Source organism: Halomicronema sp. CCY15110 (assembly GCF_016888165.1).
GTDB lineage: Bacteria > Cyanobacteriota > Cyanobacteriia > Phormidesmidales > Phormidesmidaceae > Halomicronema.
Map to the genome: position 1 here is coordinate 1 of NZ_JACSWC010000353.1, position 358 is coordinate 358.

The 358-nt window shown below is 52.0% G+C and carries 1 pseudogene; it reads right to left on the reverse strand.

The annotated features are described in order from the left end of the window. Nucleotides 1–229, reverse strand: a pseudogene (locus JUK32_RS16980) (IS21 family transposase); the annotation flags it as partial. Nucleotides 230–358 lie beyond the last annotated feature (129 nt).

A 358-nucleotide genomic window follows, 5' to 3' on the forward strand; every position in this document is an offset into this window, starting at 1 on the left:
GCCTCAACATCGGCTCCAACTCCTCTTCCCACACCCCAGCTAACGGGTCGCTCCGGGTGCTCCAGTCTCGCAGGCGGCCTCGATTCGGTTGATGCTCTCCCGCTTCAATCCGTTGGCCTGTCCGGTCTGAAAATTCGGCAATGGCAGCCGCCTCGGTCTGTTTTAGACCGAGCTCTCGGGCATTCTTATACACTTTGACCTGATAACTTTGAATGGTTTGTCTGGACATTGAAGGCTTCCCTGACCGGGGAAAACGCCTTCAGTGTCTTTTTTATTTGACTATTTGGATCCAGATGACGAAATCAATAAATCCGCCTCTCTAGTTGTCGTCAGCCGACAGGCTCATTGTCGTCTAATA